Here is a 9,534-nt window from a genome sequence, read left to right as displayed (position 1 = left end):
ACTCCCCCTCCACGATCACCACGTCGTCGATCCGGATCGGCTGAGTCAGACCAATCTGTATTCCGGCGATCAGGTTCTCCAAAAACGGCCGCGCCGCCACGCCGATCACCAGACCGGCCACGCCGGCCGACGCTAACAAACCGGTACCGAGCTCGCGGATTCTGGGGAAGGTCATCATCATCACCGCTAGCGCCAGGACCTGCACCGCCACCACCACGATCCGCCGCAGCATCTGGAACTGGGTATGGATGCGCCGCGCGCCCAGATTGTCCTTGAAGTTGACCAGATAATGCTGGTGCATCACATCCTCGGCCACCGAGGTCAGCCGCACCACTAGCCAGCCGATGGCGGCGATATCGATCAACGCCAGGGCATGATGAACTTGATTGGCCAGCGTTGGCGGCAATTCCAGGCTTGGCAGCAGTAACTGCGTGGCGATCACTGGCGCCAGCACGCCGAGCGGTTGCCGCAGGTGGCGGATCAAGGCGCCACCGAACGTGCTTTGAGTTTGCTCGACCAGATAGCCGCCCAGCAGCAGCAACCCCTCGTAGATCAGCAGCGCCAGCACCACCGCGAACAGGACCGGCCTCCAGGCGATCCCGGCCCAGAAGACAAAGCTGTAGCCTTGGGTGCCGTAAATATCGAGCAGCACCAGGAGCGCGGTCAGGAACAGCAACCACCGCAAGGTCCGGTTGAGCGGCGCCAGAATTTCCTGAGTCCAGAGCAGTCCGTAGTTGCTGCGGGTGATGGCCTGATTTTTAAGGAATACGATCAAGTCGTCGGTCAGGCTGCGCAGCAGCAACCAGACCAGCAGGACGCCGCTCAGCGCCAACAGCCGTCGGACCAGCAGCCAGGCCAGATTGAGAAAGCCGGCCAGACCCAACAGCGCGGCCAGGGCCAGCACCAGCGGCAACAGCAGCGTCAGCAGGTGCATGGCCCCGAGCCAGAGCTGACCGGCATAGCGCTCCGCCAGCGGTTCCAGCAGCAAATGGCGAATCCGCAACAGGGGATAGCAGACCGCCAGCCAGTAGCCCATCAGCACCTGATCCAGAATCCGGAGCGCCGGAGGCGGCAGTTCGCTCAGGTGGGACAGGATGACCAGCGCGCCGAGCACGCCGCCCGCCAGCGTCATCCAGAGCACCAGCGCGTAGAGACGCGGGTTGCGGTACGCGCTCGAAGCGCCGGGCGCGGCCAGCAGCAGCCAGGCCAGATCGAGTGGCGTCTTGATGCCGGCCCAGAGCAGAACCAGGGTCAGCAGGATGCTCAACCCCGGCTGAGGGACCCGCAACCACCACAGCGTCAGCGCCAGCGCGCCGGCCAGGGCGATGCCCCACAGATTCTTGCGCAACAGGCGTGCCAGGGTATAGGTGAACTTACTGGCGAAACTATCGTCCTGCCTACTGGCTTGGTGCTCCGAGAGATGGGCGAGATAGCGTCGACCCAGCGCCGCCAGGATGGCCAGCAGCAAAATCGAGCCGGCCAGGGCCAGCCATTGTTCGATGCTGGTTCGCGCCGCGGCCTTGAGCACCGATTCGACGCTCAACCAGATTTGGTGCGTCAGAATGCGAGGGGCATTACCCAGTTCCACGATCGTGGTGGACCATTGATCGGGAGCGAACAGGGCAAATGGTTCGCGAACCAACAGGTCCTGTTTGGCGCGCTGCTGATAGGCGGTTTCCAAACGCTCTCGCAACCGTTCCAACCGATCGCGCTGTTTCTGTAACGCATCCAGGCGCTGGCGCAAATCCCGTTCCAGCGCCGCGAACGCCTCAAGGCTCCGCTCGTGCAAACCCGGGATATTCGCTTTGCCCGATTCTTCACTGACAGGCAAAGCCTGCTGCTGGGTCAGCAGCTCGAGCCGGCGTTCGAGCAAGTCGCCGGTTTCACGCAGTTCGCCGCGCAGCGCGGTGAGTTGGCGCACCCCCGCCTGGATGCGGCGGGAATCGGCATCCTTGGCCTCCGCTACTCCTTCCCAGTTAGCCAGTTCATCCCTGATGGCGGCCAGCCGGATGTCCCAGCGCAACAGCTTGGCGCGTTCCTCGGCAGCCTGAATTTCGGCTTCCAGCAACGCGCGTTGCGCCACGGACAGCTTCTCGCCTTGCTGTTGCAGTTGGGTGCGCAGTTGATCGGCCTTGCCGAGCTGCCCCTGCTGTTCCCGCTCCAGACGGACGGCGAGATCCTGCTGTGCGTCCAAGCGCCCTTGCGCCTGCTGTTGCAGATGGATTTCTTCCAGGCGAGCGCGCCACTGCGTGGCTAGCGTCTGGCGCTGTTCGAGCAACGCCAGCCATTCTTCAAGGCTTTTCAGTCTGTCCTGCTGGAGCTGGAGATCGGTGCGACGCTGCTCCAGCGCCACACTCAGTTGCGCCAGTTGTTCGGCCCGATTGCCGATTTCCGGGCCATCCTTGGCGGAGTTCTTCAATAACTGTTCCTGGGCTTCCAGCGTGGGAATGGCCTGTTGCAAGCCTTTGATCTGGCGTTTGGCATCGTCGATGCCGGTTTGTAGCTCCTCCTGTTTAAGGCGAATGACGTCGCTATCGAGTCCGGCCTGTTCCACCAGGGCCGCGCTCACGGTCTCGCCGGACAGCGCCTGCATTTTGGCCGGCTGTTCGGCGTTAATCCGAGCGATCTCTTCCCGCAACCGTTCGATGGCCAGGCGGTGCTGAGCCAGGGTTTGCTGGATGGCGTTTTGGCGTTCGGCGACCTTGAGCGGATCGGTGGGTAGGGTGGACAGGGTCAGGGAATCCTGCGCCCAACCCGGACCCGAACCGGCGCAGGTCAGCAGCAGGAGCAGCAGGATCAACCATCCTCTCCGGCGGCCATGGAACGACATGCATTGCGATATGGGCATGAGGGATAACAGGTTCGATGGGCTTCGGTGGAATCCCAATGGAATCGATGGCCAAGCAGCGGTGGGATGTCGAGAACGCCCTCAACCGCTCCCGCTGCACGGGTGGGTTAGCTGGCGCGCGGGGCTTGGTCGAACCGGCTCAGGCGGTCGATGTCCAGCACGGTGATGGATCGGCCTTTCACTTCGACCAGCCCCATCTCGGCCAAACCATGCAGTATCCGGGACAACGTTTCCGGCGTTAGATTCAGCCGCGAGGCGATGACGTGCTTGCTGGCCGGCAGTACGAAGGTAACGGAACCACTGGCCGAGGCTCCCGCCAATTGCAACAGAAATCCGATCAGCCGCTGGGTGGAGGAGCGCAGGGAATAATTCTCCACATCCTCGATCAGTCCATGCAGGCGGATGCTCAAGCCGGCCAGCATCCGGTGGGCGAAGGCGCTGTCGCGATCGATCGCCGCGAAGATGCTTTGCTTGGCGATGTACAGCAGGCGGGAATTCTCCAGCGCCTGAGTGAATATCGGGCTGGGTTTCTCCATGAACATCATCGCTTCGCCGAAACTTTGCCCCGGCTCGACGATGGACACCACCTTTTCGTTGCCTTGCGGCGAGGAAAACGCCAATTTGATCTGACCTCGCACGACGACGTAAAACCCCTCCAGCAGGCTACCCGTCTGAAACAAAATCTGTCCCTTGCTCAAGCGGATTGCGCGCGTTCCCGCCGCCAGACCGACGATTTCGTCTTCGCTCAATTGCTGAAACAGCGGCAGGTTGGCGAGTATCCCGCCGATGTCGGTTTGCTTGCCCACGTACTTTCTCGCCTTTTCCAGCCCTCGATCAAGGAGAATATCAGCGGATGGACGCGATATTACCCGCTTCGCGAGGACGAGCCATCGCCGGGCATCGCCTTCCGCTCCATCTCTTTTGCCAGCAGCGACTCCACCTCCAGTTGCCGCATGGCGGAAATCGCGTATTCCCAGCGGCCCTCGGCGCACAAACCGCGAACCCCGCCCTCCTCGTAAGCGTCCAGCGCGGCCTCGATGCAGGCGGCGCGTACCGTTTCGGCCAGCAAGCGCGGATCGATCATGAGCTCCTCCCGGTTCAGTGGGTCAACCGCGTATACAGTAGCAGCAAGCGGCGCGGCAACTCTTCCGGGTGACGGATCAGCACAAATCCGTCTCGCCCGAACAGATACGGCAGATAATCATCGGCTTCCTGGTCGATGGTCACGCAGAAGGGCCGCAAACCGGCGCGGCGGGCTTCCAGCAGCGCCATGCGGGTATCCTCGATTCCGTATCGCCCTTCGTAATGATCGAGATCGTTCGGTTTGCCGTCGGTCAGCAACAGCAGCAGACGGCGGGCGGCGGTCTGCCGGCCGAGCAAGTGGGTGGCATGGCGAACGGCCGCGCCCATGCGAGTGTAATAACCTGGTTTGATCGCGTTGATCCGCCCGCGCACCGTGGCAGTGTAGCGCTCACCGAAGGCCTTGATGCGTTGTACCCGCACATGTTGGCGCTGGCGCGACGAAAAGCCGTACAGCGCGAAGCGGTCGCCGGTGACCGCCAGCGCTTCGGCGAACAGGAACAGACTGTCGCGGATCGTTTCGATCACCCGCCCCTGATTGTTGATCCAGGCATCGGTGGATAGTGACAAATCCGCCAGCAACAGGCAGGCCAAATCGCGTTCCTGTCGCGCCCGTTGCCGGTACAGCCCGCGTTCGTGACCCTGTCCGCCGCCGATGCAATCGGCGGTGTGGCGCACGCAGGCATCCAGATCGGGTTCCTCGCCGTCGGGCTGGGCGCGGCGCCAGCCGTGCGCGGGTCGCAAGATCTCGAACTGGCGGCGCAGATGCCGGGCACTGCGACGCAAGGCCGGCGGTAACTCGCAGGGTTCGGCGCGGCGGGCCAGCATTTCTTGCACGCGGCAGTAATCCGGCACGAGTAGCCGCTTGCGGAAATCCCATTCCGGTAGCTTGATTCCCGGCCCTAGTGGCAGATCGTCCTCGCTGGCGGAGGGCAAATCGAGGTCGAAACGCACCCGGGAAGCGGTGTTGGTGCCGTCCTGGCTGACGCTGAGCACCTCCATGTCCCGCGCCGCCGCCGCGTTGGGCGCGGAATCATCGTCGTCGGGCCGGTTGACCCGCGCAAACTCGGCCCAGGACAGCAGGCTTTCCGCTCGGAAGGGCAACAGAAAAGGACTTTGGCGCGTCGGCAAATCCACGGATTCGGCGCGATGCCGCCGACGGTCGCGTTCCGCTGGGCCACCGCCGCCGGACGGTGGCTGACCGGTGTCGCGCCGTCGGGAGCGGGTAGCGGCGCGAGCTGGGGTGGGATAGAGCCAAAGCGATATCGGTTGTGGCGGGCGGCGGGCGGCGGGCAACGCCGCCACGCTGCCGGGTTGATGCAAGGCTTGCCGTAGCCGAGTTTCCCGCGCCGCTTCGTCCGGCGGCAGGCGTTCCGGTGATTGCCGTGCCCCCAGCACGGCGGTCACCAACCGCCGGTAGCGCGCTTGTAGGCCGGGATAACGCGCCAGCACCCGTATGGTTGCTTGTTGGTTGCTAGTCAGCCAATCGGTATCCGGGCCGCCAGCGTCGTGAGCGGCGGCCAGCGCGATCAGCCATAGATATAAATCGTGGTTCAGTTCGCGACTCGGCAGCAGCGCCAGTTCCGACGGCAGTTGCAGGGTTTCCAGATCGCGGCTGGCCAGCTCCGCCTGGTCTCCCACCCCGGCGACCCGCGCCAGCCAGCCGCGCCGCGCGCCGTGCCGAACCGTCGCCGCTGATGCGATTCGTAGGCCGGGATCGCCGCCGAAAGCGCGAAACAGCAGGCCAGCGGTTTTCTCGATATCGGCGAGAGCAACCGCTACCTTCGGGTCATGGCGTTGCGCCGCGCGGGTAACGAAACGGTGCCAGAGCGCGCCGACTCGTTCTTCCATGTCAATACAAACCCAGCATGACTCGCAAAACCAAAGCCGGCTTCACCGCATCCGCTCCGCCTGTTCCAGCGCCTGATCCTCGACTTCCGCGGCGATCGCCGTCAGCAATTTGGGCGGAATCTTGGGTCTATCGGCAGCCGGTTGGCTGGCCAACAGTCCTTGCGAGCCATCCGCCCGCAGCGCTTGCTGGCCCGCGATCCAATTCAGCGGACTGCCTTCGGGGTTGTTGCGTTGCACGGTGTCGCAGGCGTCGATGCACTGGCCACATTGGGTGCAGGCAAACATCAGGCGCTTGATGTTGCGTGGCTTGAGTCGCATCGGGCAGACGTGGTCGCAGAACGACGGACAATCGGCGCAGGCGTGGGCGCGTTCCCGCGAGTAGCCCACCACCATCGCCCGGCGATTGGCCATCCAGGCCAGACTTTGAAACATCCCCACCGCACAGCCGTAACGGCAGAACAGGTGCCGAGCCAGAGTGAATTCGATGAACAACACCCCGGTGGCGACGCCGATGAACAACGCCTGATTGCGGGTCGGGCTCAAGCTGAACAAATTGCCGTAGACCTCCGTCGGGGGCAGCAGGTAGCTGAGCAGCGCCACCGCCCACAGGAAAGCGAAGGCGAGCACCAAGGGAACCACCAGCGCCCAGTAACGGGCATCGGTGGGCGCCGGCGTGCCGTCGGGATGCCAGGGCGGACCGGGTTTCCGGTCCCAGATGCTCTGCTTGCCGCTGGCCTTGCGCACTAGTTGGTTGATGGTTTCCACCACCGAAAAGTGCGGGCACAGCCAGCCGCAGTACAGCCGGCCCCAGCGCCAGGCGACGCCGAGCACAGTCGCCGCCAGCGCCAGTACCGGCGCGATCACCCGCAGCAGGACGTTGAGCGCCATTTGCTGGGTGTCGATGCGGCCGGCCAGATAATCGTCCAGGCCCAGCGTCCACGGTTGGCCGAACACGATCAGATGGCCTTGGGTCAGATCGAAGCGCAGCAGATCGAAGACCGGGGCGAATACGAACAGGATGAAGAAGCTGCCCTGAACCAGGACACGCTGGCGTTGAAAGGGAGTCATGACAGCAGGGTTCCAACCAGGAGGTAGCGGCACGGCTGCCCGGCCAGCGCGCGCGCCAGACCGAGAATGCCGAGCAGCACCAACGTGGTGTGGACGGTGGTGAAATAGAGAATGACGATGATCCAGGTCCAGGCGGTCTGATAACCGCCCAGAACGATGATCAGCAGATTGGCCAGGATCAGCAGCGCGCCTGCCCACAGACTGGCCGACATAGTTTGTCGCAAATGCACTCTTGCTAACGGCGGTGCGCTGTCGCGATGGTGGAAGAACAGCCACAGCAGCAGCAGAAAACCCAGGCCGGGCAGCAACAGTAGATTGATTAGATACAACGACTCGGCGGCGACGGCGAGACCCTGACCGAGCGGCGGGGCATCGTCGGTATCGTCGCCCGGTGATGGTTCAGGCAAAGTGGGCATTCACCACCTCCAGCAGCGCGGCGGCGGTTTGCTGGTCGTCGGTCAGCGCCTCCACCAGCGCGACCCGGCAGGCGGTGACGCGATCCATGCCACCGTAGATCAGTTGCGCGGCGTACACCAGCAGCCGGGTGCTGGGCACTTCGTCCAGATCGTGTTCGCCCAGGGCGCGAAAGGCGCGGCCCAGTTCGACCAATTGCTCGGCGGTGGTGGCATCGCAAGCGGTTTCGCCCATGACGATGGCCCGTTCCCGCTCGGAGCTGGGAAAATCGAAGCGCAGAGCGATGAAACGCTGGCGAGTGGAGGGTTTCAGGCTCTTGAGCAGATTCTGGTAGCCGGGGTTGTAGGAGACCACCAGCATGAACGACGGCGGCGCCGTCAGGATTTCGCCGGTCCGTTCGATGGGCAGCACCCGCCGGTCGTCGGCCAGTGGATGCAGCACCACCGTGGTGTCCTTGCGGGCCTCCACGACTTCGTCGAGGTAGCAGATGCCGCCTTCGCGCACCGCTCGGGTCAGCGGTCCATCGCACCAGACGGTGGCGCCGCCGTGCAGCAGATGCCGCCCGACCAGATCGGCGGCCGACAGGTCGTCGTGGCAGGCGACGGTGTGCAGCGGCAAGTCCAGCCGCGCCGCCATGTGGGCGACGAAGCGGGTCTTGCCGCAACCGGTCGGTCCCTTGATCAGCAGCGGCAGGCGGTGGCGCCAAGCCGCTTCGAACACGGCACACTCGTCGCCGGAAGGTTCGTAGTAAGGGGTTTCCAATGCGTGCGGTTCGATCGGCGGTTTCATGGCCACCGCTCCCTCCCCGGCATGGAGGAGAGGCTGAGGTGCTTGGACGCTCAAGTCGCGGCGGGTTGGACAGTGCCAACCTCGACAGTTTGCAGCTTATCCTTGGTGAAGAAGCTGTAGATGTACACCACCAGGCCGATGAAGAACACGATGCCGGATAGCCAACGCATCCAATAAAACAGCGCCAACTGATCCTGCACCTGCATGAACGCCTGCGGGTTGGGGATGACTCGCTGCAACCACACTTGCAGGATGCCGGCGGCGGTCAGGAACAGGGTGATGAACACCATCGAGACTGTCATCAACCAGAACGACCACATTTCCAGAACCTGCGCGCGTTCAGGGTTGGCTTCACGCCCGCGTAGGATCGGCATGGCGTAGGAGATGATGGTCATGACCACCATCGCATAGGCGCCGTAGAAGGCCATGTGACCGTGGGCGGCGGTGATCTGGCTGCCGTGGGTGTAGTAATTGATCGGCGCCAAGGTGTGCAGGAAACCCCACACGCCAGCGCCGAGGAACGCCATGACCCCGGTGCCCAGCGCCCACAGCGTGGCGGCCTTGTTCGGATGCTGGCGACGACGACGATTGACCATGTTGAAGCAGAACACGGTCATGGCAAAAAATGGAATCGGTTCCAGCGCCGAGAAGATCGAACCCCACCATTGCCAATAGCCGGGAGTACCGATCCAATAATAATGGTGGCCAGTGCCGATGATGCCGGACACCAGGGTCAGGGTGATGATCACGTACAACCATTTCTCGATCACCTCGCGGTCCACACCGGTGATCTTGAGCAGCACGAAGCCGAGAATGGCACCCAGGATCAACTCCCACACGCCTTCCACCCACAGATGCACCACCCACCACCAGAAGTATTTGTCCTTGACCAGGTTGGAGGGATTGTAGAAGGCGAACAGGAACAGCACCGCCAGGCCGACCAGGCCCATCAACAGAATCATGCTGATCGCGGTCTTGCGGCCCTTGAGGATGGTCATGCCGATGTTGTACAGAAAGGCCAGCGCCACCACCACGATGCCCAGCTTGGTCGGCAGCGGTTGCTCCAGAAATTCGCGACCCATGGTTTGCAGGATGTCGTTGCCGGTCATCTCCGCCAGCGTGGCATAGGGCACCGCCAGATAGCCGACCACGGTCAGCGCACCGGCGATCAGGAAAATCCAAAACAGCACATGCGCCAGTAGCGGGCTGTGCAATTCGGTTTCGGTTTCCTCCGGCACCAGGTAATAGGCCGCGCCCATGAAACCGAACAACAGCCAGACGATCAACAGGTTGGTGTGAACCATGCGGGCGACGTTGAACGGGATCGCCGGAAACAGAAAGTCGCCGATCACGTATTGCAGGCCCAGAATCAGGCCGAACAGGATTTGCCCCACGAACAGGGCGATGGCGGCGATGAAATAGGGCTTGGCCACCGCTTGGGATTGATAGTGCAACTGCATGATGCTCTTCCTCGCTCTGGATGC

General features: G+C 63.1%; 7 protein-coding genes and 1 pseudogene. All 8 read right to left on the bottom strand.

What is annotated here, in order from left to right; all coding sequences use genetic code 11:
- Positions 1 to 2,800, bottom strand: a pseudogene (locus E4P82_RS22425) (mechanosensitive ion channel domain-containing protein); the annotation flags it as partial.
- A 155-nt stretch (positions 2,801 to 2,955) separates the two neighbouring features.
- Positions 2,956 to 3,654 carry a Crp/Fnr family transcriptional regulator gene (locus tag E4P82_RS18305; protein WP_169250223.1) on the bottom strand — a complete coding sequence of 233 codons (699 nt, stop codon included), beginning with the start codon at positions 3,652 to 3,654 and terminating at the stop codon, positions 2,956 to 2,958.
- Between the two features lie 59 nt (positions 3,655 to 3,713).
- On the bottom strand, positions 3,714 to 3,932 hold the full coding sequence (locus E4P82_RS18300; protein WP_211203212.1) for an acetyltransferase: 219 nt from the start codon (positions 3,930 to 3,932) through the stop codon (positions 3,714 to 3,716).
- Positions 3,933 to 3,946: 14 nt separating this feature from the next.
- A complete protein-coding gene (locus E4P82_RS18295; protein ID WP_169250222.1) occupies positions 3,947 to 5,779 on the bottom strand; it encodes a nitric oxide reductase activation protein NorD in 1,833 nt (610 codons plus the stop codon).
- Between the two features lie 42 nt (positions 5,780 to 5,821).
- Positions 5,822 to 6,847, bottom strand: a complete 1,026-nt coding sequence (locus tag E4P82_RS18290) for a 4Fe-4S binding protein (protein WP_169250221.1) — start codon at positions 6,845 to 6,847, stop codon at positions 5,822 to 5,824.
- Positions 6,844 to 7,263: a hypothetical protein gene (locus E4P82_RS18285; protein ID WP_169250220.1), complete on the bottom strand. Its 420-nt coding sequence runs from the start codon at positions 7,261 to 7,263 to the stop codon at positions 6,844 to 6,846. Before E4P82_RS18285 ends, E4P82_RS18290 begins: the two co-directional genes overlap by 4 nt.
- Positions 7,247 to 8,050, bottom strand: coding sequence for a CbbQ/NirQ/NorQ/GpvN family protein (locus E4P82_RS18280; protein WP_169250219.1), 804 nt, complete (start codon positions 8,048 to 8,050; stop codon positions 7,247 to 7,249). The genes E4P82_RS18285 and E4P82_RS18280 overlap by 17 nt, the downstream gene beginning before the upstream one ends.
- A gap of 50 nt (positions 8,051 to 8,100) precedes the next feature.
- Positions 8,101 to 9,504 (bottom strand): cbb3-type cytochrome c oxidase subunit I, encoded by a 1,404-nt coding sequence (locus E4P82_RS18275; RefSeq protein WP_169250225.1) that lies wholly within the window; start codon positions 9,502 to 9,504, stop codon positions 8,101 to 8,103.
- Positions 9,505 to 9,534 lie beyond the last annotated feature (30 nt).

Origin of the sequence: Candidatus Competibacter phosphatis (assembly GCF_012939995.1) — a bacterium.
GTDB classification, from domain to species: domain Bacteria; phylum Pseudomonadota; class Gammaproteobacteria; order Competibacterales; family Competibacteraceae; genus Competibacter; species Competibacter phosphatis.
Note: the sequence above shows the minus strand (reverse complement) of the source record. Positions and strands in the feature narration are given on the sequence as shown.